The sequence below is a fragment of the Novosphingobium sp. genome, assembly GCF_041905565.1.
In the GTDB taxonomy this organism is placed as follows: domain Bacteria; phylum Pseudomonadota; class Alphaproteobacteria; order Sphingomonadales; family Sphingomonadaceae; genus Novosphingobium.
The window spans coordinates 159,355-184,950 of the sequence record NZ_JAYRKX010000003.1 but is presented as its reverse complement, the minus strand read 5'-3'; the positions used below and the strand labels follow the sequence as shown (position 1 = coordinate 184,950).

The window sequence follows — 25,596 nt, the reverse complement described above, 5'->3', positions numbered from 1 at the left end:
CAAGCGGGGATGGCGCTATTCCGCGCGGGTCCAGATCCAGCCGCCGCAGATCACCAGCACTGCCAGCGACATCAGCACCCACGGCCAGCCCAGCGTCAACTGGGTGAACAGCACCCCTGCGCCCATCGCGGCGATGGCGGAAACCTTGGCCTTGCGCGGGATGGCGCGGCGGTCGCGCCATTGGCGCATCCCCGGGCCCCAGTGCGGGTGGGCATAGAGCCGCTCGGCCCATTCCGGCCGCCCGCGGGCAAAGCAGAACGCGGCCAGCAGCAGGAACGGGACCGTGGGCACGATCGGCAGCGCCGCGCCCACCGCGCCCAGCCCGAGGCAGACCAGCCCCGCGCCCTGCCAGGCCAGTCTAGCCGGCCGCATAGCGCGCCGCCGTTTCGCGGATCAGCGCAATCATGTTGGGCACGCCCTGGGTGCGGTTGGACGACAGCTGGTTCCTGAGGTCGAACGGTTCGAGCAGCGCGGCGATGTCGCAGGCGGCGACTTCGCCGGCGGGCCGGTCCTGCACGGCAGAGACCACCAGCGCGACGATCCCCTTGGTAATCGCGGCGTTGCTGTCAGCCAGGAAGTGCAGGCGGCCATCATCCTGCGCCCGGGGATAGACCCAGACGCTGGCCGAACAGCCGCGCACCAGCGTGGCGTCGGTCTTCAGCGCATCGGGCATCGGCTCCAGCTCGCGCCCCAGCTCGATCAGCAGGCGATAGCGTTCGTCGCCTTCGAGGAATTCGTATTCTTCAAGGATGTCGGTCAGGCTGCGCATGGATCGTCTCAGAAGCTTTCACAGGCAATGAACCGGCGCTTCACCGGATCGCGGAAGTTCACTTTCAGCCGCGGCGAAAACAGCAGGACATAGCCGCCGTCCTTGCGTTCCACGGTCACCAGGTCTTCGGGATTGTCGTCATTGGTCCAGTTGAGATCGTCCCACGGGCGCAAGTTGAGCATGATCTGTCCGGGCAGCACGCTGCGGCTGGCCCGGCGGGCGTGGGGAAAGATCACCTGATCGCCTTTCATGCAGCGCGCCGAATTGTCGGCCGGGGTGGTCTGCAGGCGCCAGGCCTGGCCCACCGCGTCGATCTCGTCGCGCTTGCCGATCCCGATCATCTGGCTGGCGGCCAGCTCGATTTCGGCGAGGCGCAGCGCGGCCAGGCTCTCCTGGCCCTTGAGGGCATCGGGCAGCGCCGGGCAGTCGGTCGCCTTGGGGCGGCGCTGCTTGCACATCAGCATCAGCACCGCGACCACTTCCTGGCGCAGTTGCTCGTTCCGGTCGGCGATCGCTTGCTGGCTGTTGGCCTTGACCAGCGCGTCGCGCAGTTGCGACTGGTAGACGTAATGGGTCCCCGGAGCATAGGTGCCCATCCGGGCGATCCCGGCGGTCCAGCCGGGCTGGCCCGAAAAGCCCGAATAGAAGTCCAGCCGGGTCAGCCAGTCGAAGGTATTGATCAGGGCCTGGCCCGCAACCTGGGTTTGGTAAGGCCCCACGCAGGGCATCGCAGAGGGCTTGGCCGGCGCGACGTTGATCGACGGGACCTGCGACTTGGCCAGCTTGCGCTGCAAGGCCAGTTCGCGGCGCTGGAGCAGGTCCATGCTGGCGGTGGCGAATTTGCAGCCGGTGGCCTGTCCGTCATATTCGGCCCACTGCCGTTCGGCATCGGTCAGGGCCTTGGTGATCTGGGCGGGATCGGCCGGGGCGGCGCGGGCCGGGCTGGCCAGCAGCGCCAGCGCGGCCAGCGCGGGCAGGATACGGAACATGGGCAATCGGGTTACCTTGGCACAAGCGGATTGCGGCTCAATCACCGCCGCCGCCGGGCTTGTCAATCGTCAGCCAGACAGCCCGCCGGGCCGGGTAAGCGCATAATAGATCACGTAGAACCAGCCAAGCACGCCGTGGATCAGCGCCCAGACGATCGACTTGTTGAGGCTCCAGCTGATCGCCACGGCAATCGCGCTGCCCAGGCCAATCCCGGCCTTGGCCGCATCGCGGTGCGGGGCGCCGCTCACAGGTCGACCCCGGCGGCGATGGCTTCAAGCTTGCGGATCCGCTCCTTCAGGTCGGCAATCTCGATCCGGGCCATGCCGGCCGGATTGCCGCCTTCCAGATCCGGGCGGCGCTGGTCAAGCTCGCGCGACTTGAGGTTGAGCCAGCCCTGCCAGCCTCTCAGCATGGCCATGGCAATCACCATGGTGGCGGCAAGGGCGGCGGCGGAAAAGACGATGGTATCGCTGATCATGGCCTGTTCTCCCCAACGTGCGGGTCAATTGGCGGCGGGTTCGCGCAGTTGTTCGATCTGGCGGGCCAGGTCCTGGCCCTTATCGGTGGCAATGCGTTCGAGCACGCGGACGCGCGCTTCAAGCCGCTCGGTTTCTTCGGCGTCGGCGCTGCGTGCGGGGCCGCGCGCGATCATCGCTTCGTATTCGCGTTCCTTCACGCGCAGGCGGGCCTTGTAGGCTTCGGTGATCATCCCGAACACCGCGATCATCCCGCCGACCACGACCATCAGGCCCATGACTTCGCCAAAGCTCATTGCACCGGCTCCTTGTCCATACGCAGCGCCTCGATCTGGTGGGTCAGGTGATAGCCGCTGTCGGTGACGATCCGCTCGACATTGGCGAGCCGGTCCTTGACCGAGCCCAGTTCGGCCCGCAGCTGGGCGTTTTCCTGGCTGAGCAGCTTGATCCGTTCCTGTTCCTGGCTGGTGGTCTTGGGATAGACCGCCTGGCCCCAGGCCCCGTCCAGCGGATAGCCGTTCTTGATCCGCAGCCAGGTGGTGATGACCCAGCCGGCCATCCCGGCCACGCCCACGGTCGATACGACCGGCGCGACCACGCGAAAGGTTTCAAGGGCTTCGGGGCTCATTTGCGCAGGTCCTCGATTTCGGCGGCAAGCCGCGTCGGGGTGTCGGTGGCGATCCGTTCCAGCACTTTCACGCGGTCGGCAAAGTGGGCCAGCTGTTCGCGCAGCTCGGCGTTTTCGGCCTGGAGCTGGCTCATCGCCTGGCTGTCTGCAGGGCGGGTCTTGCCGCCCCATTCGTCTTCCAGGGCATAGCCGTGGCGGGCGCGGATCCAGTTGTTGATCAGCCAGCCGCCGGTCGACAGCGCGATGATCGCGAGGATGAATTCGGGTCCGGCGAAGCTCACTTGCGCAGCTCCGCTTCGCGCTGGTCCAGCAGCGCTTCGGTCTGGCGGGCATCGCGCAGCGCCTCGATCTGGTGGGCCACGTCATAGCCCTTGTCGGTGACGATCCGTTCCAGCACCCGCAGCCGTTCTTCCAGCGCGCTGGTGTTGCCGCTGCCCAGTTGGGCCTGGGCTTCCAGCTTGCGCACTTCCAGTTCGGCCATGTTGCGCTTGTGGCGAGTGGTGATCGCGACGATCGGGATCATCAGGGCGACGATCGGGATCATTGCGCCGATTTCTGCGACACTCATTGCATTTCCCCCTCAGTGGCAGCCGGTGCTTAGCGCAGCTGCTCGATTTCGGCCGACAGGCGCGGATTGCTGGATACGTAGTAGGCTTCGACTTCGGCCAGGCGGCGGTCGATGTCGCGCATCTGGGCGCGGACCTGCTTGGCGGTGCGGCTGGGCGATTGGCGCACGCCTTGCCAGAACTTCTGTTCCTGGCGGTCGCCGTACAGGTAGCCCGGCTTCTTCTGGGCGAACATGCCGACCAGCAGGTAGGCCAGCGGGATGAAGCCGACCCCCATCAGGGTCAGGCCGACCGTGCCCAGGCGAACCCACAGCACGTCCACCCCGGTATAGTCGGCGATGCCTGCGCAAACGCCGAAGATCTTGCCGTTGAGCTTGTCGCGATAGAAGCGGGTGCGTTCGCTGTTCACCGGTTGGTCCTCCCCTTGGATTCGAGCAGTGCGCCGAATTCGCGCAGCTTTTCATTGTCGGCTTCGCGGTCGTGCATGATCCGGGCCGGCTGGAAATCGGGATGATCGGCGGAAACCAGGCGTTCGACGGTGTCCATCCGGTCATCGAGGCGGCGGGCGATCTGGTAGAGTTCTTCCAGCAGCGCCTCGTCATCGTTGGTCAGCGTCGCGGCGGTCTTCCAGCGGGTGATGTAGTGCAGGATGATCCACGGCAGCCCGACGAACAGGAAACCGCAGACCGCGATGGGAACAAGGACGTCTTCCACGGCTCAACCTTCCTTCTGCTGATCCGCGCCGCCCGACAGGGCGCGCTTCATGGCTTCGAGTTCTTCGTCGATCTTGTCCTGCCCGGCGAGGGCGGCGATCTCGTCCGCCAGGCTCGGCTTGGCGCGGCCATCGGCCAGGCTCAGCGCGTCGGCGCGGCCTTCGGCATAGTCGACCCGGCGTTCCAGCTGGTCGAACCGGGCCATTGCCTCGTCCACGCGCTCGCTCGCCAGCAGGGTGCGCAGCTTGACGCGGTTTTCGGCGCTTTCGAGGCGCGCGGCGATCGCGGTCTGGCGGCTGCGGGCTTCGCGCAGGCGGGTCTGGAGCTTGTCGATGTCCACTTCATAGGCGCGCAGCGCATCGTCGAGCACGGCGATTTCCGCCTTGAGCTGCTCGGCCATGTCGGCGGCCTTCTTCTTTTCGACCAGCGCCGCACGGGCCAGGTCCTCGCGGTCCTTGCTCAGCGCCAGCTGGGCCTTTTCGCCCCAGTCGGCCTGGAGCCGGTCAAGCTTGACGGTGTGGCGGTGCATTTCCTTCTGGTCGGCAATGGTCCGCGCCGCGCTGGCGCGCACTTCGACCAGGGTTTCCTCCATTTCGAAGATGATCATGCGGATCATCTTTTCCGGATCGTCGGCCTTATCCAGCAGGTCGCTGAAGTTGGCGGCGATGATGTCACGGGTGCGGCTGAAAATGCCCATCAAGGGTGCTCCGAAGCTGGAAAGCGATTGGGTGGTGGGAGTGGGGCTCTTGCGCAGCCGCTCCACCTCGTCGTCGAAACGCGAGGCCTTGCGGCTGGCGCCGGGGCTGGACGGGGTCTGGGCCGGAACCTCGCTATGGCGGGGGGACTGCGTGCCGCCAGCGGGGGGCTGGGCGGGTTCCGGCCCAAGCTCGTTGTTGAAGGGGTCGCTGCCCATGTGCGGGTGCCTTTCCTGCTCAGGCCTGGCGGACGGCAGTGGTCTGCTGCGCCAGCTGGAGGGCGGGATCGGCCTGCATCTGCTGGGCCAGGACGAACAGGTTCATGCCGAGCATCGCGGCGACCGACAGGGCGATGGCCTTGTCGAGCTTGCTGGCGGACTTGAGCGACTTGGTGAACATGGTGTGCCTCGTTGAAGCGGGTTTGTGCACTGTTCAGCAAGGGGCGTGCCAATTGTGCCCGAGGGCTGATTTCCGCCACTTCGTCCATCATTCGACGAACGACATGCAGGAATTCTTTCCCAATGTTGGGAATTTTCGCTACATATTGGTCATGGAGCGCAACATCCAGTTCGTCGGCCAGTCCACCGCCTTCCTCGATGCGGTCGAACGCACCAGCCGCGCCGCGCCCTTGCAGCGCCCGGTTCTGGTCATCGGCGAACGCGGCACCGGCAAGGAATTGATCGCCGAACGCCTGCACCAGCTGTCGCGGCGCTGGTCCGAACCGCTGGTCACGCTGAACTGCGCGGCCTTGCCGGAAACCTTGATCGAGGCGGAATTGTTCGGTCATGAGCAGGGTGCCTTCACCGGTGCTACCAGAGCGCGCGCCGGCCGGTTCGAGGAAGCCGACAAAGGCACGCTTTTTCTCGACGAACTGGCCACGCTGTCGATGGGCGCGCAGGAACGCCTGCTGCGCGCGGTCGAATATGGCGAGGTGACGCGGATCGGCTCGTCACGGCCGGTCAAGGTCGACGTGCGGATCGTCGCGGCGACCAACGAGGATCTGCCCCGCCTGGCCGAACAGGGCCGGTTCCGCGCCGACTTGCTCGACCGGCTGAGCTTCGAGGTCATCACCCTGCCGCCGCTGCGGGTGCGCGAAGGCGATATCCGCGTACTGTCAGACTATTTCGGCCGGCGCATGGCCGCCGAACTGCACTGGGAAACCTGGCCCGGCTTTTCCGACCAGGCGCTGGCGCAGCTGGAAGAACACCAGTGGCCCGGCAACGTGCGTGAATTGCGCAATGTGGTGGAACGGGCGGTCTACCGCTGGGACCAGTGGGACAGCCCGGTGGGGCACGTCCAGTTCGATCCGTTCGACAGCCCGTGGAAGCCCACCCAGTCGATGCGCGGCGAACCTGCGCCGGAATTCGACGCCAAGAGCGCACCGCCGGCGGCCTCGCCCGCCGCACTAGACGCGGTCACGGACTTGCGCGCCGCGGTGGACGCGCACGAAAAGGCGATTGTCGAACAGGCTTTGGCCCGGCACCGCTACAATCAGCGCCAGACCGCCAAGGCGCTGGGCCTCAGCTATGATCAACTGCGCCACTGCATGAAGAAGCACGGGTTGATGGAGCGCGGCAGCTGAGCGCTGTGCGCCCGGCCGGTTACTTCAGCGCATATTGCCCGGCCTTGGCGTTGAAATTGGTCCGGGCCCAGGTCTTGGCAGCGGCAGCGGTGGGGAACTGCTCGGCCTGCATCACGCCAGTGACGATCGGATAGCCCTGCGAATTGTAGCGCACGTCGCGCACGGTCAGGCGGAAGTGGCCTTCGCCGTCCTGGTTGATCAGGAAGGGCCGGGTTGCATTATCGCTCATTCGCAATCTCCACTTGCCTTGCCCGGTCGCGGTCCGCGCGGGCGTTCTGGACTTCGATTTCGCGGGCTGCCAGCGCCAGCCAGACGGCCTTTGATCGCAGCAGCACAGCGCGGCGGTTGGCCAGCGGGCTGGCCGCAGCCGGCGTGTCGCAATCCTCGGCCTGTTGCAGGTAGAAGTGCGAAGCAGCGGACATGGCGGATACTTTCAGTTGGCAGCGCAGCGCGATCAGCCGAGAACGGCGATCACCTCGCGCAGCAGTTCATCGCGGGTGAGCGTGGCGGCGGGCTGGCCGCTGCGGGCGGCGGCGGCGGGTGCGCCGACCGGATGCCTGGCGCTGCCGAAACGGCTGCGCGGCAGGCGGAAATTTGTAAACATGGTCATGGTATTCTCGTATCTTCCGGCGCGCACTGCGCGCGCCACTTGTCATCGGGCAGCGGCCTTAGCGCCGCTTGCCTTGGCGATTGCCTGGCGGTCCGCCGCCGGGACCCTTGTCCCGGTAGACGATGCGGCCCTTGCTCAGGTCATAGGGGGTCATTTCGACGCGGACCCGGTCGCCCATGATCGTGCGGATGCGAAACTTGCGCATCTTGCCGGCCGTATAGGCGATGATCCGGTGGTCATTCTCCAGACGGACGCCAAAACGTCCGTCTGGCAGAACTTCATCGACGAGGCCGTCGAGGGTAAGCAGGTCTTCCTTGCTCACCCGGTCAGGCGGCTTCGAGCTGCACTGCGGAAGTGCGGCCGCGCTGGTCGGTTTCCAATTCGAACTTGATGCGCTGGTTCTTGTCCAGCGTGGCCATCCCGGCGCGTTCGACCGCACTGATGTGCACGAAGCTGTCGGGGGTGCCGTCGTCGGGCGCGATGAAGCCGTAACCCTTGTCGGTATTGAAAAACTTTACGGTGCCGATGGGCATGGTGGGGTTCCTTTCATGAAACCATAGGAAAACCCTGCGGCAACGTGCCGCAGAAGCATGGAAGCATGTAAGGGAACTTAAGGGACCCCGCGGGCCGAGAAGGTTCCGTCGCAGGCGACGTCAGCGAGGAGGGATATAGGCGCACTTGCCGGAAAAGCAATGTTTAACGGATTCCCTGCTTGCTTTTGCGGGATCGCGGCTCTATCTGGCCACCTATCCCGACATTGTGAACCAAGGTCAGGGCTGGCGCCGAAAGGGGCCGGCGCAAATCGCCTTTGGCGCTGCGCCGCAAAGCACGGAGTGAGAATGGCGGACATCGCGCGAATTACCGAGATTGTCGAGCTTGAGGCCAAGGCCCTGGGCTTCGATCTCGTGCGCGTGCGCTATTTCAAAGGCGGAGAAATCGGCCCGCTGTCCGACGAAGAGGAATATACCCTCCAGATCATGGCCGAGCGCCCCGACACCGGCCAGCTGGTGATTGAGGATTGCGCCGCGCTGTCGCACCGCATTTCCGACCGTTTCGACGCGCTGGAAGAAGCTGGCGAAGTGTTGATCAACGATGCCTACCGGCTCGAAGTCAGCTCGCCCGGGATCGACCGGCCGCTGACCCGGTCCAAGGACTACGCCCAGTGGGCCGGGCACGAAGCCCGCGTCTCGCTGACCAATCCGGTCGATGGCAACCGCAAGTCGCTGCAGGGCGACCTGATCGGCATCGATGGCGACGTGGTGACGCTGGACGACAAGAAGTCGGGCCGCGTGTCCTTTCCGCTGGCCGACATCCATTCCGCCAAGCTGGTCCTGACCGACAAGCTGATCGCCGCAACCCGCCCGCTCGACACCAGCGGGGCCGACGACATTCTCGAAGAAGAACAGGAAGACTGATATGGCCAGTCCGATTTCCGCCAACCGCGCCGAACTGCTTGCGATCGCCAACAGCGTCGCGACCGAGAAGATGATCGACAAGGCGATCGTCATCGAGGCGATGGAAGAAGCGATCCAGAAGTCTGCCCGCAACCGCTACGGCGCGGAAAACGACATTCGCGCCAAGCTTGATCCGCGCACTGGCGACCTGCGCCTTTGGCGCGTGGTTGAAGTGGTCGACGAGGTCGAGGACTACTTCAAGCAGGTCGATCTGAAGGCCGCGCAGAAGCTGCAGGCCGATGCCAAGCTGGGCGACTTCATCGTCGATCCGCTGCCCCCGGTGGATCTGGGGCGCATCGATGCGCAGTCGGCCAAGCAGGTGATCTTCCAGAAGGTCCGCGATGCCGAGCGTGACCGCCAGTACGAGGAATTCAAGGACCGCGCCGGCGAAGTGGTGACGGGCGTGATCAAGTCGGTCGAATTCGGCCACGTGATCGTCAACCTGGGCCGCGCCGAAGGCGTGATTCGCCGCGATCAGCAGATACCGCGCGAAGTCGCCCGCGTGGGTGAACGCGTCCGCGCGCTGATCCTCAAGGTCGAACGCCAGAATCGCGGGCCGCAGATCTTCCTCAGCCGCGCGCACCCCGAATTCATGAAGAAGCTGTTCGCGCAGGAAGTGCCCGAAATCTACGACGGCATCATCACCATCCAGGCCGCCGCCCGCGATCCGGGCAGCCGCGCCAAGATTGGCGTGATCAGCCGCGACAGCTCGATCGACCCGGTCGGCGCCTGCGTCGGCATGAAGGGCAGCCGCGTCCAGGCCGTCGTGCAGGAACTGCAGGGCGAAAAGATCGACATCATCCCGTGGAGCGAAGATACCGCGACTTTCGTGGTCAACGCACTTCAGCCGGCCACTGTCAGCCGCGTGGTGATCGACGAGGAAGAAAGCCGCATCGAAGTGGTGGTGCCGGACGACCAGCTGAGCCTGGCGATCGGTCGCCGCGGCCAGAACGTCCGTCTCGCCAGCCAGCTCACCGGCTCGCAGATCGACATCATGACCGAGGCCGAATCGAGCGAGAAGCGCCAGAAGGAATTCGCCGAGCGTTCGAAGATGTTCGAGGAAGAGCTCGACGTCGATGAAACCCTGTCGCAGCTGCTGGTTGCTGAAGGCTTCAGCGAGCTGGAGGAAGTGGCCTACATCGAACTGGCCGAACTCGCCACGATCGAAGGCTTCGACGAGGAACTGGCCGAGGAACTGCAGAGCCGCGCGATCGAAGCGCTGGACCGGCGCGAGGAAGCGCACCGCGAACAGCGCCGCGCGCTGGGCGTGGAGGATGCCCTGGCCGAACTGCCGCACCTGACCGAAGCCATGCTGGTCACCCTGGGCAAGGCCGGGATCAAGACGCTCGACGACCTGGCCGACCTCGCCACCGACGAGCTGATTGCCAAGAAGCGCACGGAGCAGCGCCGCCGCGATGCCAGCGCGCCGCGCCGTCCCGAGCGCGAGCAGGACAAGGGCGGGGTGCTGGGCGAATATGGCCTGAGCGAGGAACAAGGCAACGAGATCATCATGGCCGCTCGCGCCCACTGGTTCGACGACGAGCCGGAATCAAACGAGGAGGCCGCCAATGCGGATTCCTCGCAATGAGCGCCTGAGCTCCGACAGCGCTGAAAGTGGCCCGGAAAGGAAATGCATCCTTTCCGGGGCTCACGGCACGCGCGATGAATTCGTGCGGCTGGCAATCTCGCCGGACGGGCTGGTCCTGCCCGATGCCTTGGCGCGTGCGCCGGGGCGGGGGGCGTGGATCGGCGTCAGCCGGGCCGAGCTGGAACAGGCCATGGCCAAGGGCAAGCTCAAGGGCGCGCTGGCGCGGGCCTACAAGGGTGCGGCCCTGACCATTCCCGATGACCTGCCCGAACGGATCGAGGCGGCGCTGCAACGCGCCTTCACCGACCGGCTGGGGCTGGAAATGAAAAGCGGCAAGCTGCTGACCGGGTCCGACCGGATCGCGGAGCATGCCCGCGCCGGGCAGGTGGCCTGGCTGGCCCATGCGCGCGATGCTGGCGAAGACGGCAACCGCAAGCTTGACCAGGCTTGGCGGGTTGGGCGCGAAGCCGAAGGGTCGGGGCTGATAGGCCTCACCTTGCCACTGGACCGGATGGCGCTGTCTGTGGCATTGGGCCGCGACAACGTCGTCCACCTGGCGCTGACCGATCCGGCCGCGGCCGGGCGGCTCGCGGCCCCGCTCCAGCGCTTGTTGCGCTATCAGGGGCAGGCAAACGAGACCGGACAGATTGAGGGCACGCGGACGGCAGATGATGCCGCGCCGCAGCCTGTGACGACGAATTGATTTTGAAGGGCGAAGTGTAGCGATGAGCGATAGCAACGACAAACCGACGCTGGGCAGGAAGCCTCTGGGCCTGAAGCGCTCGGTCGAAGCCGGTGAGGTCAAGCAGACCTTCAGCCACGGCCGCACCAACAAGGTGGTGGTCGAGGTGAAGAGCCGCAAGCTCATCCGCAAGCCCGGCGAAGCCCCGGTTGCGGCCCCGCCGCCGCCCCCGCCGGCTGCTCCGGCCCCGGCTCCGGTCGCCGCCGCGCCGGCAGCGCCGGTTGCGCCGCGTCCGGCCCCGCCATCGAACGAGACGCGCCAGGAAATGCAGGCCCGCCTGCTGCGCGAGGCCGAGGAAGCCCGCCTCGCCGTGCTGGAAGAACAGACCCGCCGCGAGCTGGAGGAAAAGGCCCGCGCGCTTGAGGAAGAGCGTCGCCGCGCCGAGGAAAACCGCAAGGCCGAAGCCGCCGCTGCTGCTGCTGCCGCCGCCCCGGCAGCCCCGGCCGAGGCCGAGCCCGAGGCCGCGCCGGTCGAAGTGGCCGAACCTCGCGCCGAAGCGCCCGCCGCGCCTGCCGCGCCGGCCGCAGCCAAGCCCGAAACGGCCGCCGCCGCGCCCGCGCCGCGCCGGTTTACGCCGGTTGCCCCGGTCAAGCGTCCCGAACCGGTCGCCAAGAAGCCGGCCCATCCCGCCCGCGACCGCAAGGGTGCGGATGAGCGCCGCGGCGGCAAGCTGACCGTCACCCGCGCGCTGAACGAGGACGAGGGCGCCCGCGCCCGCAGCCTCGCCGCGCTCAAGCGGGCGCGTGAAAAGGAACGTCGTGCGCACTTTGCCGGCCAGTCGCAGCCGCGCGAAAAGCAGGTCCGCGATGTGGTCGTGCCCGAAGCGATCACCGTGCAGGAACTGGCCAATCGCATGGCCGAAAAGGGTGCCGACCTGGTCAAGGCGCTGTTCAAGCTGGGCATGATGGTTACCGTCAACCAGACGATCGATCAGGATACCGCCGAACTGCTGGTCGAGGAATTCGGCCACAACATCACCCGCGTGTCGGAAAGCGATGTCGACATCGTCTCTGGCGAGGATGTCGACGCGCCCGAAACGCTGAAGGCGCGGCCGCCGGTGGTCACCATCATGGGCCACGTTGACCACGGCAAGACCAGCCTGCTCGACGCGCTGCGCGGCACCGACGTGGTGCGCGGCGAAGCCGGCGGGATCACCCAGCATATCGGCGCCTACCAGATCAAGACCAAGGGCGGCGAGCTGATCACCTTCCTCGATACCCCGGGGCACGAAGCCTTTACCGAAATGCGCATGCGCGGGGCCAATGTCACCGACATCGTCATCCTGGTGGTGGCCGGTGATGACGGGCTGATGCCGCAGACGGTCGAGGCGATCAACCACACCAAGGCGGCCGGCGTGCCGATGATCGTGGCGATCACCAAGAGCGACAAGCCGGAATTCAACCCGCAGAAGATCCGCGAACGCCTGCTCGAACACTCGATCATCGTCGAGCAGATGTCGGGTGACGTGCAGGACGTCGAAGTGTCGGCCAAGACCGGTGCGGGGCTGGACGAGCTGATCGAGAAGATCCTGCTCCAGTCCGAACTGCTCGAATTGAAGGCCAACCCTGACCGCGCCGCGGAAGCCACGGTGATCGAAGCCAAGCTCGACAAGGGCAAGGGTCCGCTTGCCAGCGTGCTCGTCACGCGCGGCACGCTGAAGGTGGGCGACATCCTGGTGGTCGGCACCCATTCGGGCCGCGTTCGCGCCATGCTCGACGACAAGGGCCGCCAGGTAAAGGCCGCGCCGCCCTCGCTTCCGGTCGAAGTGCTGGGGCTGAGCGGGGTGCCGATGGCCGGAGATACCCTAACCGTGGTCGACAGCGAGGCCCGTGCCCGCGAAGTGGCCGCCTTCCGCCAGGAAAAGGCTACCGCCAAGCGCACTGCCAGCGCCCCGACCAGCCTCGAGAACATGTTCTCCGCGCTGTCGGCCAAGCAGAGCGTCATCGAATACCCGGTGGTCATCAAGGCCGACGTCCAGGGTTCGACCGAAGCGATCATCAATGCGCTGAACCGCCTGTCGAACGACGAGATCAAGGTCCGCGTACTGCAATCGGGCGTGGGTGCGATCACCGAAAGCGACGTCGGCCTGGCCCAGGCCAGCGGCGCGCCGATCGTCGGCTTCAACGTCCGCCCCAACGCCAAGGCGCGCGAGATGATCGAACGCCAGAAGGTGCGGCTGAAGTACTTCGACGTGATCTATCACCTGACCGAGGACATCGCCAAGGAAATGGCCGGTATCTGGGGGCCGGAACGGATCGAACACGTGGTTGGCCGCGCCGAGGTCAAGGAAGTGTTCCCGGCCGGCAAGCGCGACAAGGCGGCGGGTCTGCTGGTGCTCGAAGGGTTCATCAAGAAGGGCATCAACGCTCGCCTTACCCGCAACGATGTCATCGTCTCGCAGACCGTCATCGCCTCGCTGCGGCGCTTCAAGGACGACGTTGCCGAAGTGCGCGCGGGCCTCGAATGCGGCGTGGTGCTGCAGGATACCAACGACATCAAGCCTGGCGACATGCTTGAAGTGTTCGAGGTCGAGGAGCGCGAACGGACGCTGTGATCGACTATACCACACCGCGCGGCGCCCATACCCAGTTGATGGGGATCCGTTATGGCGGGTTCGATCCCGCCACGGAAACGGTCACGCTGCACTGCCACGCGCCGGATAGCTTCATTACCCCGCGCGGGGGAGTGCAGGGCGGCCTGGTTGCCGGCTTTCTTGACGAGGCGATGGGCTGGGCCCACGTGATCGCCACCGAAGGGGTCGAGGCGCCGCTCAACCTGGAAATCAGCATGACGCTGCTGAACATGGTGCCGGCCGGGCCGCTGGTCTGCACCGGCCGGGTGCTGCGCCGGGGCAAGCGCGTGATCTTCCTGGAAGGCGAGCTGTGCGATGCTGCCGGCAAGGTGCTGGCCCGCGCCACCTCCACCGCCATTCCCACCCCGCGTCCCGGGAGCCAGTGATGTCGCGCCAGCAAGCCACGCCTGAAACCCGCTCGGTCCGCCTGCTCAAGGTGGGCGAGCAGGTGCGCCACGTGATCAGCGAGTTGCTGACCCGGCAGATGGTGCACGACGAGGTGCTGAGCGCCCATAGCGTCAGCGTGACCGAGGTGCGCATGTCGCCCGACCTGCGCCACGCGACGGTGTTCGTGAAGCCGCTGCTGGGGTCGGACGAGGAAGTCGTGCTCAAGGCATTGCGCACCAACACGGCCTTCTTCCAGAAGGAAGTGGCCGGCAAGCTGCGGCTGAAATACGCCGCGCGGATCAAGTTCCTGCCGGACGAAAGCTTTGACGAGGCCAGCCGGATCGACGCCCTGCTGGCCGATCCGCGCGTCGTGCGCGACCTCGACGAGGAATAGCGTTCAGCCCGGCACCATCCGCGCGTGGATGGTGATTTTCACCTTGTGGCCGATCAGGATCGGGAAAGCGCCCATGCCGAACTGACGGCGATCGATCGTGGTCGTGCCGACGATCGACAGCGGCTCATCCGGTCCTGCTTCCCACGGCACCTTGGAAAAGCCGATCGCCAGCTTGACCGGACGGGTCACGCCCTTGGCGGTCATCAATCCGGTCACCACGCCGCTGCGCTCCCCGGTCAGTTCCATTTTCTGCGCGACGAAGCGGACCGTGGGATGGTTGGCCACATCGAAAAACTGCTTGCCGCGCAGCCGCTTGGTTTCGGAATCCCCTGTGGTCAGGCTGCGTGCATCGACATCGACGGTCATGCTGACCTGCTCGTAATTGTCGATGTCCAGGCTCAGCGCGCCCTTCATGTCGGGAAACCGCGCGGTCTTGGTCGCGATACCCAGGAACGGCACCTTGGCATCGACCTGACTGAAGGCATCGTCGACCACGTAGCGCCGCGCGGCGGCTTCGGCGGATGTCGGTATAAGCAGTGCGCCAAATAGCGGCAGAACCAGGCAAATAACCCGTCGCAAGAACAACTCCATTGTTTCCTGCGCGCCCGGACTGGCTATGGCCCGTCCACAAGCGCACTGTCAATCACGCTGGCCTTTCGCCGCGCAGGCCCTATCTCTGCGCGCCATGGCAAAGCTCTATTTCTATTACTCCAGCATGAATGCCGGCAAATCGACCACGCTGCTGCAGGCCGATTTCAACTATCGCGAGCGGGGCATGCAGACCATGCTGTGGACCGCCGCGCTGGACGACCGGGGCGAGCGGAACGCCGATCACGCCATCGAAAGCCGCATCGGTCTGCACGCCCAGGCGCACCGCTTTGCCGCCGAAACCGACCTGTGGGCGCGGATCGGGGCCGCCCACAGTGTCGAGCCGCTGTCCTGCGTGCTGGTGGACGAGGCACAGTTCCTGAGCGAGGTGCAAGTCTGGCAGCTGGCGCGGGTCGCGGATCAGCTTGGCATTCCGGTGCTGTGCTATGGCCTGCGCACCGATTTCCAGGGTGAACTGTTTCCCGGCGCCATGGCGCTGCTTGGCATTGCGGATTCTCTGATCGAGCTGAAGGCGGTGTGCCACTGCGGCCGCAAGAGCAGCATGAACCTGCGGGTCGATGGCGAAGGCAAGGCGGTGAAGCAGGGCGCGCAGACCGAGATCGGCGGCAACGACCGCTATGTCGCGCTGTGCCGAAGGCATTTCACCGAAGCGCTGGGGTGGTGGAACTGATCCGCCGCGCCTACATGGTGAACCATGGCTAATCCCTTTTACGATGCGCTTGCGCTGCTGATCCCGCTGGTGCTGGCAATCGTGTTTCACGAGGTTGCCCACGGCTGGACCGCGCGGGCACTGGGCGATCCGACCGCGGCGGAGATGAACCGGCTCAGCCTCAATCCCTTTCGCCATGTCGATCCGGTCGGCACGGTTATCCTGCCGGGCTTCCTCGCGCTGGTGAAGGCGCCGGTGTTCGGCTGGGCCAAACCGGTGCCGGTCAACCAATGGCGGCTGCGCAACCCGCGCTTTGGCATGATGCTGGTCGCCGCCGCCGGACCGGGGATGAACCTGCTGATGGCGCTGGTCAGCGTCGTCCTGCTGGGCCTGCTGCTCCAGCCCTATGCTGATGCCGAGCCGGTGGGCCTGGCGCGCTTTGCCATGGATAACCTGGTCAACTTCCTCAAGATCAACGTGTTCCTGGCGCTGTTCAACCTCCTGCCGATCCCGCCCTTCGATGGCTCGCACATTCTCGAAGGGCTGCTGCCGGACGGTGCTGCCCGTGCCTATGCCAGCCTGCGCCAATATGGCTTCCTGCTGGTGATCGGGCTGATCGTGGTATTGCCGTCGCTGATCCCGGGGTTCGATCCGGTGGGGGCGATCATCGACAAGCCGTTCGCTTGGGTGATGGAGCAATACCTGGCCGTGCTGAAAAGCTTGGTCGGGGCGTGACAGCGGTGCCGCACGGCTGGATCATCCTCGATAAGCCGCATGGGCTGGGCAGCACCCAGGCCGTCGCGGCGGTGAAGCGCAACCTGCGCCAGGCGGGCTTTGGCAAGGGCGTGAAGGTGGGCCACGGCGGCACGCTCGATCCCTTCGCGACCGGGGTCCTGCCGATTGCCGTGGGCGAGGCGACCAAGCTGTGCGGGCGCATGCTCGATGCCAGCAAGGTCTATGCCTTTACGGTCGAATTCGGCGCCGAAACCGATACGCTCGACCTTGAAGGGCAAGTGGTGGCCCGCAGCGAGGTGCGGCCCTCGGCCGAGCAGGTCGCGGCGGTGTTGCCGCGCTTCACCGGGCCGATCGCCCAGGTGCCCCCGGCCTATTCCGCGATCCAGATCGGCGGCCAGCGCGCCTATGACCTGGCCCGGCGCGGGGAAACTGTGGAACTGGCCAGCCGCAATGTGGTGATCCACCGCCTGGACCTGCAGGCGGCCGATGCCGGATCGGCCACGCTGCTGGCGCACGTATCCAAAGGGACTTACATTCGCAGCCTGGCGCGTGACATCGCCCGGGCACTAGGCAGTCTGGGCCATGTCACCATGTTGCGGCGGCTGAAGGCCGGCCCCTTCGCCATCGAACAGGCGATTTCGCTGGACAAATTGAACGAAGTGGGTAAGGGCGCGGCGCTTGAACACATACTCTTGCCGCTGGAGGCAGGGCTGGTCGACATCCCGGCTCTTGATCTTGGTCCGCAGCAGGCAAGGCTGGTCCGTCAGGGCCGGGTTCTGAGCGGACTGCCCCACGATGATGGGCTTTACTGGGCGAAGGCGGGCAACATGCCCGTCGCGCTGATGGAGGTTTCCTCCGGTGAAGCACGGGTATCGCGGGGGTTCAACCTTCCCGATGTTGCGGAGTGAATGATATGTCGGTTAGCCCCGAAAAGAAGCAGGAAATCATCCAGGACAACGCGCGCCAGGCCAATGACACGGGTTCGCCCGAAGTGCAGGTCGCGATCCTGACCAGCCGTATCGTGACGCTGACCGAACACTTCAAGCAGCACCACAAGGACAACCACTCGCGCCGTGGCCTGCTGATGATGGTCAACAAGCGCCGCAGCCTGCTTGACTACCTCAAGCGCAAGGATGTGGACCGCTACAACGCGTTGATCGCGAAGCTGGGCTTGCGCAAGTAAGGACAAGCTGGAGCGGCCCTTCGGGGCCGCTTCTTGCATCTGGGCCTGCCTCGCAATCCGGCGGGGCGCCCATCCCCGGGGCCAAGAGCGCCCCACACCGGACCGGGACGGAATCCCCGGCAGCAAAACCCGCACGCAATAGGGCCTGCGGGCTGAAGGAAACACAATGTTCGACGTCAAAACCGTATCCATGGAGTGGGGCGGAAAGACCCTCACGCTGGAAACCGGCCGCGTTGCCCGTCAGGCTGACGGTGCGGTCCTCGCCACCTATGGCGAAACTGTCGTGCTCTGCGCCGTCACGGCCGCCAAGAGCGTCAAGGAAGGTCAGGACTTCTTCCCGCTGACCGTCCACTATCAGGAAAAGTTCTTCGCCGCCGGGCGCATCCCGGGTGGCTTCTTCAAGCGTGAACGCGGCGCCACGGAAAAGGAAACGCTGGTTTCCCGCCTGATCGACCGTCCGGTCCGTCCGCTGTTCCCCGAAGGTTTCTACAACGAAATCAACGTCATCGCTCAGGTGCTGAGCTTTGATGGCGAATGCGAACCCGACGTGCTGGCGATGATCGCCGCCTCGGCCGCGCTGACCATCTCGGGCGTGCCGTTCATGGGCCCGATCGGCGCCTGCCGCGTCGGCTACGAAGATGGCGCCTACACGCTCAACCCCAAGCAGGACGCTGCCGCTGCCGGCGCGCTCGACCTGGTTGTCGCCGCCACCGGCAATGCCGTGATGATGGTTGAAAGCCAAGCCCGCGAACTGTCGGAAGACGTGATGCTGGGCGCGGTGATGTTCGCGCATGACGAGTGCAAGAAGGTCGCGGGCCTGATCATCGACCTCGCGGAAAAGGCTGCCAAGGAACCCTGGGCTGTTGCTGTCTCCGACAATTCGGCGATCAAGGACCAGCTCAAGAAGCTGATCGGCGACGACATTGCCGCCGCCTACAAGCTGACCGACAAGTCGGCCCGTTCGAACGCGCTCAATGCGGCGCGTGACAAGGCCAAGGCTGCCTTTGCCGACCAGGACGCGCAGACCCAGATGGTCGCGATCAAGTCGGTCAAGAAGGTCGAAGCCGACATCGTGCGCGGCGCGATCCTCAAGGATGGCACCCGCATCGACGGCCGGACCACCACCCAGGTCCGCCCGATCGAATCGATGGTTGGTTTCCTGCCTCGCACCCACGGTTCGGCGCTGTTCACCCGCGGTGAAACGCAGGCGATCTGCACCACCACGCTGGGCACCAAGGACGCCGAGCAGATGATCGACGGCCTGGAAGGGCTGAGCTATTCGAGCTTCATGCTGCACTACAACTTCCCGCCCTATTCGGTCGGTGAAGTGGGCCGTTTCGGTGCGCCTTCGCGCCGTGACACCGGCCACGGCAAGCTGGCCTGGCGCGCTCTGCAGGCCGTGCTGCCTGCCAAGGAAGACTTCCCCTACACGATCCGCGTTGTCTCGGACATCACCGAGTCGAACGGTTCGTCGTCGATGGCCACCGTCTGCGGCGGCGCTTTGTCGATGATGGACGCCGGCGTGCCGCTGACCCGTCCGGTCTCGGGCATCGCCATGGGCCTGATCCTCGAAGGTGACGAATTCACCGTGCTGTCCGACATCCTGGGTGACGAAGATCACCTGGGCGACATGGACTTCAAGGTGGCCGGCACCAGCGAAGGCATCACCACGATGCAGATGGACATCAAGGTGGCCGGGATCACGAAGGAAATCTTCGCCGCCGCCCTGAACCAGGCCAAGGAAGGTCGCGCCCACATCCTGGGTGAAATGACCAAGGCGCTGGGTTCGGCCCGCACCGAACTGTCGGCCCATGCCCCGCGCATCGAAACGCTGCAGATCGACAAGTCGAAGATCCGTGACGTGATCGGCACCGGCGGCAAGGTGATCCGCGAAATCGTGGCCACCACCGGCGCCAAGGTCGACATCGACGACGAAGGCCTGATCAAGATCAGCTCGTCCGACCTGTCGCAGATCGAAGCCGCGAAGAACTGGATCCTGGGCATCGTCGAGGAACCGGAAGTCGGCAAGATCTATGACGGCAAGGTCGTCACGATTGTTGATTTCGGCGCTTTCGTGAACTTCATGGGCGGCAAGGACGGTCTCGTCCACGTCAGCGAAATGAAGAACGAGCGCGTCGAAAAGCCGACCGACGTGGTGTCCGAAGGCCAGGCCGTGAAGGTCAAGGTCCTCGAAATCGATCCGCGCGGCAAGGTTCGCCTGTCGATGCGCGTCGTCGATCAGGAAACCGGTGCGGAACTGGAAGATACCCGCCCGCCGCGCGAACCGCGCGAACCGCGCGGTGATCGTGGCGATCGCGGCGACCGTCGTGGTCCCCGCGGCGATCGCGGCCCGCGCCGCGATGACCGTGGCCCCCGCCGTGACGATCGCGGCCCGCGCCGCGACCGCGACGAAGGCGGCAACCCGGACCACATGCCGGCGTTCCTGAAGGGCGACGATTGATCGCTCTCACCATCCGGTGAAAAAATGACGAGGGGGCTGCTGCGGCGGCCCCCTTTTCACTTGTCAGACAGGGGTTTCGTCTGGAATCTTCACTCCACGTCGCGCGCAATCGACAGGTGGAGAATCAAACATGAAGCGGAAGCTGTGGCTAGCAGCTGCAGGCGTGGGCCTGGCGGCGGTGCCGACGGCCTTGTGGGCCTGCGCGGACGTGACTTGCCAGCCTTCGTGGAAGCTCGGCGGCACATCGCTTGACTGTGCCAGCCGGGGGTTCCTGTCACCTGGCAACGATTCCCGCGTCAACCTGCTGTTCCTGCTGCGCAGCAAGGCCGGGCTGGCGTTCAAGGCCGACAAGTACCCCGTGCGCGAATACTATTCCGAAGGCTACGGGCAGACCTTCCTTGATTGGCAGCTGCTTCAGATCGGGCTGTTCCCGGGCAAGGTGAACGAGGATCCCTATGCCGAGCGGGGCGACTACTTTGGTTCGCGCTGCATCAGCCTGACCGGGGCGACTTCGGCCTTCGCGGCTGCGCTTCAGGCCAATCCCGGCGTGCCTGCTGCCGAGCGCGACAAGCTGTCTGCGGCGCGCGCGCGGGTCAAGGCGGCCTGTGACGGCGGCGATGAGGCCGCACCGGCCTGGCCCGAAGGGGTGGGGAGCCCGGCCGGCAAGGCGTTCCTGGGCTACCTTCAGGGCGCCGAAGCCTTCTATGCCGAGCGCTGGGACGATGCCCGCCGGCAATTCGCGGCCCTGTCCGGTGCAAGCGATCCGTGGCTCAGGGAAACGGCCGCCTACATGGCGGGCCGGGTCGAGCTGAACGCGGCCCAGGCCAAGGCCTTTGACGACGAGGGCTGGGGTAGCGGGACCAAGAATATCGACCAGCCGGCGATCGCGGCGGCGCAGACCGCGCTCGCCGCCTATCTCAAGGCCTGGCCGCAGGGCCGCTATGCCGATTCCGCGCGCGGGCTCCAGCGCCGGGCACTGTGGCTGTCGGGTGATGCCAAGGCACTGGCGGGCGAATATGCCCGGCTGCTGGGCGCGGTCCCGGCGGGCAGCGAACAGGCAAGTGAGCTGATCCAGGAGATCGACAACAAGCTGCTGTTCGCGCCCGAACGCACCCCTGCCGCCAGCGGCCCGCTGCTGCTCGCCGCGCTCGACCTCGTCCAGATGCGCGATGACCGCTACCAGGACGATGATGGTCAGTGGCAGGGCACCGGCCCGGCGCTGACCAAGGCCGATCTTGATGCCCAGGCCCCGGCCTTTGCGGCGGAACCGGAACTCTATGGGCTGCTCCAGGGGATGCATGCCTTCTACGTCCAGAACGATCCCCGCGCCGTGCTGACGCTGATCCCCGACGATGCCCGGCGCGCCAGCTATTCGCCGGTGGCCTTCAGCCGCCAGGTGCTGCGCGGGCAGGCGCTGGCCGCGCTGAAGGACCGCAACGAGGCCGGGTTCTGGCGCGAATTGCTGGCCGGGGCGAGTGACCTTTGGCAGCGCCCGACCGCCGAACTGGGGCTGGCGCTCAGTCTGGAACGCAGCGGCCAGGTGGGACAGGTCTTCATCAAGGATTCGCCGATCACCGACAGCGCGATCCGCCGCCGCCTGCTGGGCCATTCAGCTGGCAAGGACGTGCTGAAGCTGGCCGCGCAGGACAGCGCCCGCCCGCAGGTGGAACGCGATACCGCCCTGTTCACTCTGCTCTACAAGCAGCTGACGCGGGGCGACTATGCAGGTTTCGCCGCCAATGCCGCGCTGGTTCCTGCCAAGGCGGGAACCGAGGCGAACTTCTGGTACTTCTACGACCACGAGAGCGTGCCGGTCGGCCTGTTCGCCAGGGGCAAGGTCGCGAGTGGCGGCTATCCGTGCCCGGCGCTGGTGGTTACCGCGCAGAACCTGGCGAAAAACCCGCAGGACGTGGGCGGGCGGCTGTGCCTGGGCGAATTCCTGCGGCTCAATGGCTTCGACGATTTCACCGCGCTCGACGATCATCCCGCCAAGGACGAACTGGGCGGAGCCCGCCAGGATTTCGCGGGCCAGCCGATTGAGCGGGGCGCGATCTATGCCTCGGTCATCGCCAATGCCAAGGCCCCGGCCAACGACCGGGCCTATGCCCTGTACCGCATGGTCAACTGTTATGCCCCCTCGGGCAGCAACAGCTGCGGCGGGCAGGACGTCGAGATCGACCAGCGCAAGGCCTGGTTCAACCAGCTGAAGCGCGAATATCCCGCCAGCCCCTGGGCCAAGAAGCTGCGCTTCTACTGGTGAGGCGGCGAACGCTGCTGGCCCTGGCGCTGGCTGCGGCGCTGCCGGTTGGGTGCCGTCAAGGCGCTGCGCCCGGCGGGGCTGCGCCGACGCGGGTGCGGGCTGAGGACTACGACAGCTTCTTCCTGTGGGCCGGGGTGCGCCCGCAGCCCGCTGTCGCTCGCGCCAAGGAGCTGTACATCCTGGGCGGCGAAGTGCGCCGTGAAAGTCCCGGCGTGCTCGAACCGATGCGCGCCGGGGTGCCGCGCCTGCCGGGCAAGCGCGTCTGGCTGGTGGTCCGCGCCGCCCGGCTCGATTGGGGCGAGGGCGTGTGGCGCGCGGTCGAGCGCGACTTGCGGCGCTGGGGTGCCTACGGCTTGCAGCTTGATTTCGATGCCGCCACGCCGGGTCTGGCGGACTATGCGGCGTTCCTGCGCGAGCTGCGCCGCCGCCTGCCGCCGCGCTACCGCCTGTCGGTGACCGGGCTGATGGACTGGAGCGCCAATGCCGATCCCGCCGCGCTGGCGCAGCTGAACGGCGTGGTCGATGAAGTGGTGGTGCAAAGTTACCAGGGGACAGAAACGATCCCCGGCTATGAACGCTATCTTGCCCGGCTGGCGCGGGTGCCGGTACCGCACAAGGTGGCTTTGGTGCAAGGCGGCGAATGGCGCGAACCGCCCGCGCTGCGGGCCGATCCGCTGTTTCGGGGCTACGTGGTGTTCCTTGTCAATCCGCGCTGAATTTTGTTAGTAACGCATACAAAGTGAATCGCGCGAGGAGAGGGCCATGTACATCACCGATTTTGCCGGGCGCACCGCCTTCGTCACTGGGGGCGCATCTGGCATTGGGCTCGGCATTGCCAAGGTGCTGGCCGAACGCGGCGCTCGGGTGGTGATTGCCGACCTGCGCAGCGACCATATCGACAACGCGCTGGCCCAGTTCGCGGGGGGCACTCGCAGCAATGCGGTGACCGCGCTGCAGCTCGATGTCACGAGCCGGGAGGCTTATGCCGAGGCTGCCGCGCGGATGCAGGCTGACTTCGGCGGGATCGACATCCTGGTCAACAACGCCGGGGTCGGGCTGGAAGGCCCGGTGCTGCAGGCTACCTATGCCGATTACGACTTCGGCTTTGGTGTCAACATCGGCGGGGTGATCAACGGCTTTGTAAGCTTCATGCCGCAGATGATCGCGCATGGGCGCGGCGGGCACATCGTGTCCACCGCCAGTCTGGCCGCCGAAGTGGTGATGCCCGGGCACCTCGCGATCTATGCCGCCAGCAAGGCTGCGGTGTGCCATTACTGCGAAGCGGTGAAGGATGAGCTGGGCAGCCACGGCCTGGGCGTGTCGATCCTGCTGCCGGGGCCGATCAAGTCCAACATCCACCAGGCGCAGCAGAACCGCCCGGAACACCTGCGCGCCGGTAGCGGCTTTGGCGAAAGCGAAGCGCAGCTGGCGCAGCGCCCGGTTGGCGACAGCTGGATGGAGCCCGAGGAAGTGGGCCACATGGTGGCCGACGGGATCCTCGCCAACCGGACCTACATCGTCACCCACGGCATCTTCAAGGATTGGCAGCGCGCCCGCGCCCAGGCGGTGCTCGACGCCACCCCCGATGTGACCGACGCGGCAGTGCGGGGGATCTGATCAGGCGGCGTCGGGTTCAACCCACTTGCCGTCTTCCATCGTTGCGAGTTCGATCCGGTTGCGGCCAGACTGCTTGGCCCGGTACAGCGCCGTGTCGGCCGCCTTCAGCGCGCTGCGCCGGTCGGGGAAGGCAAAGGCATCGGCCACCCCGCAGGAAAAGGTGATCTGCCCGAACGGCTGGTCCGTCGCGCGGTTGACCAGGCGCCGGGCAGCCAGCGTCTCGCGCAGCTGGTCCAGCTTGGCATAGGCTTCGGCCACCGGAGTATCGCGGAACAGCAGCACGAATTCCTCGCCGCCGTGTCGGGCAACGTGGCAGCGGGCGTTGGAAATCCTGGCCAGGCTGTCGGCCACCAGCTTCAGCACGCGGTCGCCCGCGTCATGGCCGTGGCCGTCGTTGATCTGCTTGAAATGGTCGATGTCGCAAAAGGCGATGCACAGCGGCTCGGCCGCAGCGAACGCCTCGCGGTATTCCTGCTCGAACCGGGTTTCGAAGGCGCGGCGGTTTGGCAGGCCGGTCAGGTGGTCTTCCTCGGCGCTGCGCCGGGCTTCTTCCAGCCGCCGCTTCAGCGCGCGGGTCTGCGCTTCGCTGCGCAACATCTGCTTTTCGATGTCGCGGGTGCGCTTCAGCATCACCTTGGCGATCGAGGCCAGTTCCGAAATCACCGCCCCGGCGGCGGTGACCTGTTCCAGTTCGCCGACGTGTTCCTCAAGCGCGCTGTGATACTCGCTGGTGGCGGTGCGGGCATCCTGGCTGGTCTTGCCGAATTCGTCGATGCTGGCCTCAAGCCGCTGCATCAGTTCGGCCAGGGTCTTGAGCTCGTCCTCGCTGCCAGAGCGCAGGAACACCTCGTCCAGCCACTCCAGCGTCACGGGCTTGCGCGCCTGGACCTGGCGATCGATCAGCCGGACCAGGTGCGGATCGGCACTGGTCAGATAGGAATGCGCGATCGACAGGGTCTGCGCCGTCACTTCGAGGTGGTGCGCGGCGAGGAACGCGTTGATCTCGTCAAGCTGGCGCTCGCGCAGCGACTGGCGCCGTTCGCGCAGCGGTGCGGGCGGGGCCGGTGCGGTTGCTTCGGCTTCGTGCGGGCGCGGGCCAAGGCCCAGCCAGCCGAGCAGGCCGCCCGGGCGGCCCAGTGAGGGATCGTGCGCAGTCATGCCATGGTTAACGGCGGCTTGCCCGGGATTTTAAGCCCCCGGGCGGCGCCCATGGCGATGCGTTGGACCGGGCCTTAGCGGACGCGCGGACCGCCGAACGGCAGCGGTGGCGGCGGGCGGCGATGGCCACGCGGCAACTGCGCCTGGAACGCCCGGCCGCAATGTTCGACGCAATAGGGGAAACCCGGGTTCACCTTTTCCCCGCAGAAGTGGAAGTCCGGCTCACCCGGATGGCCCATCGGCCAGCGACAGATGCGGTCGTTCAGGTCCAGCAGGCTGGTCTTGTCGGCCACTTCCGGGCTGGGCTTGGCCGGCACCAGGCGACGCGGCGGCGCGGGCGGGATCGGGGCCTGCTGATCGCCTGGACCCTGGCGCAGGAACCCGCCGGGGCCAACCGAGACGATTCGCGGCTGCGGCGTGGCGGGCGTTTCAGCCGCAGTAGCGGCCGGGGCGGGGCTGGCGACAGGTGCCGGGGCAGCCGGGCGCGGGGCCGGGGTCGGCGCGGCGGCAACCGGGCGCGGGACTGGAGCCGGGCGCGGCGCGGCCTCTGCCTTCGGCGGCTTGGCCGGGGCGGGGGAGGCGTCTTTTTCGTTGGCCTTGACCGGGCTGGGGCGTGCCTTCAAGCCCAGGCGGTGGGCCTTGCCGATCACGGCGTTGCGGCTGACTCCGCCCAGTTCCTCGGCGATCTGGCTGGCGGTGGCGCCGCCTTCCCACATCTTGGTCAGCTTTTCGATCCGTTCGTCGGTCCAGCTCATAGC

At 66.2% G+C, this 25,596-nt stretch carries 36 protein-coding genes; 15 read left to right on the top strand and 21 right to left on the bottom strand.

The features are described 5' to 3' along the window. Positions 1-15: 15 nt before the first annotated feature. The 13 genes from ACE3N9_RS04310 to ACE3N9_RS04250 form a co-directional block, all read right to left on the bottom strand. The gene (locus tag ACE3N9_RS04310; RefSeq protein WP_374281192.1) at positions 16-372 is read right to left on the bottom strand and encodes a YbaN family protein; all 357 of its coding nucleotides are present in this window, start codon (positions 370-372) and stop codon (positions 16-18) included. Beyond that, positions 359-769, bottom strand: coding sequence for a SufE family protein (locus ACE3N9_RS04305; protein WP_374281190.1), 411 nt, complete (start codon positions 767-769; stop codon positions 359-361). Before ACE3N9_RS04305 ends, ACE3N9_RS04310 begins: the two co-directional genes overlap by 14 nt. A gap of 8 nt (positions 770-777) precedes the next feature. Further along, positions 778-1,758, bottom strand: coding sequence for a hypothetical protein (locus ACE3N9_RS04300; RefSeq protein ID WP_374281188.1), 981 nt, complete (start codon positions 1,756-1,758; stop codon positions 778-780). Positions 1,759-1,827: 69 nt separating this feature from the next. Then, positions 1,828-2,007 (bottom strand): hypothetical protein, encoded by a 180-nt coding sequence (locus ACE3N9_RS04295; protein WP_374281186.1) that lies wholly within the window; start codon positions 2,005-2,007, stop codon positions 1,828-1,830. Beyond that, positions 2,004-2,237, bottom strand: coding sequence for a hypothetical protein (locus ACE3N9_RS04290; protein WP_374281184.1), 234 nt, complete (start codon positions 2,235-2,237; stop codon positions 2,004-2,006). Before ACE3N9_RS04290 ends, ACE3N9_RS04295 begins: the two co-directional genes overlap by 4 nt. Positions 2,238-2,261: 24 nt before the next feature. Beyond that, a complete protein-coding gene (locus ACE3N9_RS04285) occupies positions 2,262-2,531 on the bottom strand; it encodes a hypothetical protein (protein ID WP_374281182.1) in 270 nt (89 codons plus the stop codon). Beyond that, complete coding sequence (locus ACE3N9_RS04280) at positions 2,528-2,863, bottom strand: hypothetical protein (protein ID WP_374281180.1); 336 nt, start codon at positions 2,861-2,863, stop codon at positions 2,528-2,530. The genes ACE3N9_RS04285 and ACE3N9_RS04280 overlap by 4 nt, the downstream gene beginning before the upstream one ends. Beyond that, complete coding sequence (locus tag ACE3N9_RS04275) at positions 2,860-3,144, bottom strand: hypothetical protein (RefSeq protein WP_374281178.1); 285 nt, start codon at positions 3,142-3,144, stop codon at positions 2,860-2,862. Before ACE3N9_RS04275 ends, ACE3N9_RS04280 begins: the two co-directional genes overlap by 4 nt. Further along, positions 3,141-3,431: a hypothetical protein gene (locus ACE3N9_RS04270; protein ID WP_374281176.1), complete on the bottom strand. Its 291-nt coding sequence runs from the start codon at positions 3,429-3,431 to the stop codon at positions 3,141-3,143. The genes ACE3N9_RS04275 and ACE3N9_RS04270 overlap by 4 nt, the downstream gene beginning before the upstream one ends. A gap of 29 nt (positions 3,432-3,460) precedes the next feature. After that, on the bottom strand, positions 3,461-3,838 hold the full coding sequence (gene pspC / locus ACE3N9_RS04265) for an envelope stress response membrane protein PspC (protein ID WP_374281175.1): 378 nt from the start codon (positions 3,836-3,838) through the stop codon (positions 3,461-3,463). After that, the gene (pspB, locus tag ACE3N9_RS04260; protein ID WP_374281173.1) at positions 3,835-4,143 is read right to left on the bottom strand and encodes an envelope stress response membrane protein PspB; all 309 of its coding nucleotides are present in this window, start codon (positions 4,141-4,143) and stop codon (positions 3,835-3,837) included. Before pspB ends, pspC begins: the two co-directional genes overlap by 4 nt. A gap of 3 nt (positions 4,144-4,146) precedes the next feature. Further along, complete coding sequence (gene pspA / locus ACE3N9_RS04255; RefSeq protein WP_374281171.1) at positions 4,147-5,055, bottom strand: phage shock protein PspA; 909 nt, start codon at positions 5,053-5,055, stop codon at positions 4,147-4,149. Positions 5,056-5,074: 19 nt separating this feature from the next. After that, entirely contained in the window at positions 5,075-5,236 is a 162-nt protein-coding gene (locus ACE3N9_RS04250) for a hypothetical protein (RefSeq protein ID WP_374281169.1), read from the bottom strand. Between the two features lie 151 nt (positions 5,237-5,387). Between ACE3N9_RS04250 and pspF the strand changes: the two genes are divergently transcribed. Further along, positions 5,388-6,419 carry a phage shock protein operon transcriptional activator gene (gene pspF / locus ACE3N9_RS04245; protein ID WP_374281167.1) on the top strand — a complete coding sequence of 344 codons (1,032 nt, stop codon included), beginning with the start codon at positions 5,388-5,390 and terminating at the stop codon, positions 6,417-6,419. A gap of 19 nt (positions 6,420-6,438) precedes the next feature. Here pspF and ACE3N9_RS04240 read toward each other — a convergent pair whose 3' ends face one another. From ACE3N9_RS04240 to ACE3N9_RS04220, 5 genes are read right to left on the bottom strand one after another with little or no spacing between them, the layout of a single operon-like run. After that, a complete protein-coding gene (locus tag ACE3N9_RS04240) occupies positions 6,439-6,648 on the bottom strand; it encodes a hypothetical protein (RefSeq protein WP_374281165.1) in 210 nt (69 codons plus the stop codon). Continuing rightward, a complete protein-coding gene (locus ACE3N9_RS04235) occupies positions 6,638-6,841 on the bottom strand; it encodes a hypothetical protein (RefSeq protein ID WP_374281164.1) in 204 nt (67 codons plus the stop codon). The genes ACE3N9_RS04240 and ACE3N9_RS04235 overlap by 11 nt, the downstream gene beginning before the upstream one ends. A gap of 32 nt (positions 6,842-6,873) precedes the next feature. Further along, positions 6,874-7,029, bottom strand: a complete 156-nt coding sequence (locus tag ACE3N9_RS04230) for a hypothetical protein (RefSeq protein WP_374281162.1) — start codon at positions 7,027-7,029, stop codon at positions 6,874-6,876. A 58-nt stretch (positions 7,030-7,087) separates the two neighbouring features. Then, complete coding sequence (infA, locus tag ACE3N9_RS04225; RefSeq protein WP_374281160.1) at positions 7,088-7,351, bottom strand: translation initiation factor IF-1; 264 nt, start codon at positions 7,349-7,351, stop codon at positions 7,088-7,090. A gap of 4 nt (positions 7,352-7,355) precedes the next feature. Next, the gene (locus tag ACE3N9_RS04220; protein WP_374281158.1) at positions 7,356-7,562 is read right to left on the bottom strand and encodes a cold-shock protein; all 207 of its coding nucleotides are present in this window, start codon (positions 7,560-7,562) and stop codon (positions 7,356-7,358) included. 306 nt (positions 7,563-7,868) lie between these two features. Here ACE3N9_RS04220 and rimP point away from each other — a divergent pair, with 306 nt between their 5' ends. From rimP to rbfA, 6 genes are read left to right on the top strand one after another with little or no spacing between them, the layout of a single operon-like run. Beyond that, positions 7,869-8,444 (top strand): ribosome maturation protein RimP, encoded by a 576-nt coding sequence (rimP, locus tag ACE3N9_RS04215; RefSeq protein ID WP_374281156.1) that lies wholly within the window; start codon positions 7,869-7,871, stop codon positions 8,442-8,444. A gap of 1 nt (position 8,445) precedes the next feature. After that, positions 8,446-10,071 carry a transcription termination factor NusA gene (gene nusA, locus ACE3N9_RS04210; protein WP_374281154.1) on the top strand — a complete coding sequence of 542 codons (1,626 nt, stop codon included), beginning with the start codon at positions 8,446-8,448 and terminating at the stop codon, positions 10,069-10,071. Then, entirely contained in the window at positions 10,052-10,774 is a 723-nt protein-coding gene (locus tag ACE3N9_RS04205) for a DUF448 domain-containing protein (protein ID WP_374281152.1), read from the top strand. Before nusA ends, ACE3N9_RS04205 begins: the two co-directional genes overlap by 20 nt. A gap of 22 nt (positions 10,775-10,796) precedes the next feature. Next, positions 10,797-13,367 (top strand): translation initiation factor IF-2, encoded by a 2,571-nt coding sequence (gene infB / locus ACE3N9_RS04200; protein WP_374281150.1) that lies wholly within the window; start codon positions 10,797-10,799, stop codon positions 13,365-13,367. Then, positions 13,364-13,771: a PaaI family thioesterase gene (locus ACE3N9_RS04195; RefSeq protein WP_374281148.1), complete on the top strand. Its 408-nt coding sequence runs from the start codon at positions 13,364-13,366 to the stop codon at positions 13,769-13,771. Before infB ends, ACE3N9_RS04195 begins: the two co-directional genes overlap by 4 nt. Beyond that, positions 13,771-14,166 (top strand): 30S ribosome-binding factor RbfA, encoded by a 396-nt coding sequence (rbfA, locus tag ACE3N9_RS04190; RefSeq protein ID WP_374281147.1) that lies wholly within the window; start codon positions 13,771-13,773, stop codon positions 14,164-14,166. Before ACE3N9_RS04195 ends, rbfA begins: the two co-directional genes overlap by 1 nt. A 3-nt stretch (positions 14,167-14,169) precedes the next feature. Here rbfA and ACE3N9_RS04185 read toward each other — a convergent pair whose 3' ends face one another. Then, on the bottom strand, positions 14,170-14,745 hold the full coding sequence (locus tag ACE3N9_RS04185; protein WP_374281145.1) for a YceI family protein: 576 nt from the start codon (positions 14,743-14,745) through the stop codon (positions 14,170-14,172). Between the two features lie 106 nt (positions 14,746-14,851). Here ACE3N9_RS04185 and ACE3N9_RS04180 point away from each other — a divergent pair, with 106 nt between their 5' ends. From ACE3N9_RS04180 to ACE3N9_RS04145, 8 genes are all read left to right on the top strand, one after another. Next, on the top strand, positions 14,852-15,445 hold the full coding sequence (locus ACE3N9_RS04180) for a thymidine kinase (protein ID WP_374281143.1): 594 nt from the start codon (positions 14,852-14,854) through the stop codon (positions 15,443-15,445). A gap of 24 nt (positions 15,446-15,469) precedes the next feature. Continuing rightward, positions 15,470-16,159: a site-2 protease family protein gene (locus tag ACE3N9_RS04175; protein WP_374281141.1), complete on the top strand. Its 690-nt coding sequence runs from the start codon at positions 15,470-15,472 to the stop codon at positions 16,157-16,159. 5 nt (positions 16,160-16,164) lie between these two features. After that, positions 16,165-17,067 (top strand): tRNA pseudouridine(55) synthase TruB, encoded by a 903-nt coding sequence (gene truB, locus ACE3N9_RS04170; protein WP_374281254.1) that lies wholly within the window; start codon positions 16,165-16,167, stop codon positions 17,065-17,067. 5 nt (positions 17,068-17,072) lie between these two features. Next, positions 17,073-17,342 (top strand): 30S ribosomal protein S15, encoded by a 270-nt coding sequence (gene rpsO, locus ACE3N9_RS04165; RefSeq protein WP_374281139.1) that lies wholly within the window; start codon positions 17,073-17,075, stop codon positions 17,340-17,342. 166 nt (positions 17,343-17,508) lie between these two features. Further along, complete coding sequence (pnp, locus tag ACE3N9_RS04160) at positions 17,509-19,803, top strand: polyribonucleotide nucleotidyltransferase (RefSeq protein WP_374281137.1); 2,295 nt, start codon at positions 17,509-17,511, stop codon at positions 19,801-19,803. A 130-nt stretch (positions 19,804-19,933) separates the two neighbouring features. Then, complete coding sequence (locus tag ACE3N9_RS04155; protein WP_374281135.1) at positions 19,934-22,063, top strand: hypothetical protein; 2,130 nt, start codon at positions 19,934-19,936, stop codon at positions 22,061-22,063. Beyond that, a complete protein-coding gene (locus ACE3N9_RS04150) occupies positions 22,060-22,779 on the top strand; it encodes a DUF3142 domain-containing protein (RefSeq protein WP_374281133.1) in 720 nt (239 codons plus the stop codon). The genes ACE3N9_RS04155 and ACE3N9_RS04150 overlap by 4 nt, the downstream gene beginning before the upstream one ends. Positions 22,780-22,825: 46 nt before the next feature. Further along, the gene (locus ACE3N9_RS04145) at positions 22,826-23,680 is read left to right on the top strand and encodes an SDR family NAD(P)-dependent oxidoreductase (RefSeq protein ID WP_374281131.1); all 855 of its coding nucleotides are present in this window, start codon (positions 22,826-22,828) and stop codon (positions 23,678-23,680) included. Here the strand turns inward: ACE3N9_RS04145 and ACE3N9_RS04140 are convergent, their stop codons facing one another. Further along, positions 23,681-24,838, bottom strand: a complete 1,158-nt coding sequence (locus tag ACE3N9_RS04140) for a diguanylate cyclase (RefSeq protein ID WP_374281129.1) — start codon at positions 24,836-24,838, stop codon at positions 23,681-23,683. 74 nt (positions 24,839-24,912) lie between these two features. Beyond that, the gene (locus tag ACE3N9_RS04135; protein WP_374281127.1) at positions 24,913-25,593 is read right to left on the bottom strand and encodes a GcrA family cell cycle regulator; all 681 of its coding nucleotides are present in this window, start codon (positions 25,591-25,593) and stop codon (positions 24,913-24,915) included. Positions 25,594-25,596: the final 3 nt, after the last annotated feature.

What these genes read in the sequence shown, in the direction of transcription:
- ACE3N9_RS04180 (WP_374281143.1), top strand. Translation starts at nt 14,852, where the DNA reads ATGGCAAAGCTCTATTTCTATTACTCCAGCATGAATGCCGGCAAATCG.
- ACE3N9_RS04230 (WP_374281162.1), bottom strand. Translation starts at nt 7,029, where the DNA reads ATGACCATGTTTACAAATTTCCGCCTGCCGCGCAGCCGTTTCGGCAGC.
- ACE3N9_RS04270 (WP_374281176.1), bottom strand. Translation starts at nt 3,431, where the DNA reads ATGAGTGTCGCAGAAATCGGCGCAATGATCCCGATCGTCGCCCTGATG.
- rpsO (WP_374281139.1), top strand. Translation starts at nt 17,073, where the DNA reads ATGTCGGTTAGCCCCGAAAAGAAGCAGGAAATCATCCAGGACAACGCG.
- ACE3N9_RS04140 (WP_374281129.1), bottom strand. Translation starts at nt 24,838, where the DNA reads ATGACTGCGCACGATCCCTCACTGGGCCGCCCGGGCGGCCTGCTCGGC.
- ACE3N9_RS04205 (WP_374281152.1), top strand. Translation starts at nt 10,052, where the DNA reads ATGCGGATTCCTCGCAATGAGCGCCTGAGCTCCGACAGCGCTGAAAGT.
- ACE3N9_RS04310 (WP_374281192.1), bottom strand. Translation starts at nt 372, where the DNA reads ATGCGGCCGGCTAGACTGGCCTGGCAGGGCGCGGGGCTGGTCTGCCTC.
- rbfA (WP_374281147.1), top strand. Translation starts at nt 13,771, where the DNA reads ATGTCGCGCCAGCAAGCCACGCCTGAAACCCGCTCGGTCCGCCTGCTC.
- ACE3N9_RS04135 (WP_374281127.1), bottom strand. Translation starts at nt 25,593, where the DNA reads ATGAGCTGGACCGACGAACGGATCGAAAAGCTGACCAAGATGTGGGAA.
- infB (WP_374281150.1), top strand. Translation starts at nt 10,797, where the DNA reads ATGAGCGATAGCAACGACAAACCGACGCTGGGCAGGAAGCCTCTGGGC.
- ACE3N9_RS04290 (WP_374281184.1), bottom strand. Translation starts at nt 2,237, where the DNA reads ATGATCAGCGATACCATCGTCTTTTCCGCCGCCGCCCTTGCCGCCACC.
- pnp (WP_374281137.1), top strand. Translation starts at nt 17,509, where the DNA reads ATGTTCGACGTCAAAACCGTATCCATGGAGTGGGGCGGAAAGACCCTC.
- ACE3N9_RS04250 (WP_374281169.1), bottom strand. Translation starts at nt 5,236, where the DNA reads ATGTTCACCAAGTCGCTCAAGTCCGCCAGCAAGCTCGACAAGGCCATC.
- ACE3N9_RS04145 (WP_374281131.1), top strand. Translation starts at nt 22,826, where the DNA reads ATGTACATCACCGATTTTGCCGGGCGCACCGCCTTCGTCACTGGGGGC.
- ACE3N9_RS04300 (WP_374281188.1), bottom strand. Translation starts at nt 1,758, where the DNA reads ATGTTCCGTATCCTGCCCGCGCTGGCCGCGCTGGCGCTGCTGGCCAGC.
- pspA (WP_374281171.1), bottom strand. Translation starts at nt 5,055, where the DNA reads ATGGGCAGCGACCCCTTCAACAACGAGCTTGGGCCGGAACCCGCCCAG.
- ACE3N9_RS04305 (WP_374281190.1), bottom strand. Translation starts at nt 769, where the DNA reads ATGCGCAGCCTGACCGACATCCTTGAAGAATACGAATTCCTCGAAGGC.
- ACE3N9_RS04280 (WP_374281180.1), bottom strand. Translation starts at nt 2,863, where the DNA reads ATGAGCCCCGAAGCCCTTGAAACCTTTCGCGTGGTCGCGCCGGTCGTA.
- ACE3N9_RS04240 (WP_374281165.1), bottom strand. Translation starts at nt 6,648, where the DNA reads ATGAGCGATAATGCAACCCGGCCCTTCCTGATCAACCAGGACGGCGAA.
- ACE3N9_RS04175 (WP_374281141.1), top strand. Translation starts at nt 15,470, where the DNA reads ATGGCTAATCCCTTTTACGATGCGCTTGCGCTGCTGATCCCGCTGGTG.
- ACE3N9_RS04220 (WP_374281158.1), bottom strand. Translation starts at nt 7,562, where the DNA reads ATGCCCATCGGCACCGTAAAGTTTTTCAATACCGACAAGGGTTACGGC.
- pspF (WP_374281167.1), top strand. Translation starts at nt 5,388, where the DNA reads ATGGAGCGCAACATCCAGTTCGTCGGCCAGTCCACCGCCTTCCTCGAT.
- ACE3N9_RS04235 (WP_374281164.1), bottom strand. Translation starts at nt 6,841, where the DNA reads ATGTCCGCTGCTTCGCACTTCTACCTGCAACAGGCCGAGGATTGCGAC.
- ACE3N9_RS04285 (WP_374281182.1), bottom strand. Translation starts at nt 2,531, where the DNA reads ATGAGCTTTGGCGAAGTCATGGGCCTGATGGTCGTGGTCGGCGGGATG.
- rimP (WP_374281156.1), top strand. Translation starts at nt 7,869, where the DNA reads ATGGCGGACATCGCGCGAATTACCGAGATTGTCGAGCTTGAGGCCAAG.
- nusA (WP_374281154.1), top strand. Translation starts at nt 8,446, where the DNA reads ATGGCCAGTCCGATTTCCGCCAACCGCGCCGAACTGCTTGCGATCGCC.
- ACE3N9_RS04155 (WP_374281135.1), top strand. Translation starts at nt 19,934, where the DNA reads ATGAAGCGGAAGCTGTGGCTAGCAGCTGCAGGCGTGGGCCTGGCGGCG.